Genomic DNA, 622 nt, shown 5'->3' on the forward strand with positions numbered 1-622 from the left:
GTGACACTCCGCGAACCCCACCACCACATCCGCCCCGCGGGCGGCACGACGCCGCCCCTCATCGAGCATCCGGTAGGTCTTGCCGACCCCCGGAGCCGCACCCAGGTAGACCTTCAGCCGTCCGGGCCGTACGTCACTCATCGCCGCCGACGCGCTCCGCTCACTGATCCAACTCCCTCGGTGGAGAAGGATTCCTGCCCTCAAGGAAGCCGCTTTGCGGGGCGATCGGCGTGGTTCTTAGCGATTCCTTGGCGGCTCTCCTGGAGACATTGACACTGTCTTGATGGGGTCTGGGCCGATAGGGTGAAGGCGGTGTGCCGGGAAGTCTGGTCGGCCGGAAGCCGGGCCGGCTTCGGCAATCCCTTCGGCATTTCCAGGGAACGGCATGCGCGGCGTCGGTACGGTTCTCTCCCTCGTGGTCCTCGCCACGGTGGTCGCCACCTTCGCGCGCCGCTGGCGCATCCCCGCCCCCTCCCTGCTCGTGGTCGCCGGCCTCGCGGTAGCGCTTTTGCCGGGCACCCCGCAGATCCAGATCAGCCCGCAGATCATCGGCCTGGTCGTCCTGCCGCCGCTGCTGTACGCGAGCGCCGAGGACATGCCCTGGCGGGAGCTGCGCGCGGTG

General features: G+C 69.0%; 1 protein-coding gene and 1 pseudogene. One reads left to right on the top strand and one right to left on the bottom strand.

Features of this window, described 5'->3' with window-relative positions:
* A pseudogene (locus IE277_RS46820) lies at nucleotides 1-141 on the bottom strand (sensor histidine kinase KdpD); the annotation flags it as partial.
* Between the two features lie 244 nt (nucleotides 142-385).
* Here IE277_RS46820 and IE277_RS46825 point away from each other — a divergent pair.
* Nucleotides 386-622 (top strand): cation:proton antiporter domain-containing protein (locus IE277_RS46825; protein ID WP_189960237.1); only part of this gene is annotated, 237 nt, incomplete at its 3' end.

The sequence above is a fragment of the Streptomyces alanosinicus genome (assembly GCF_014650595.1).
Taxonomy (GTDB): domain Bacteria; phylum Actinomycetota; class Actinomycetes; order Streptomycetales; family Streptomycetaceae; genus Streptomyces; species Streptomyces alanosinicus.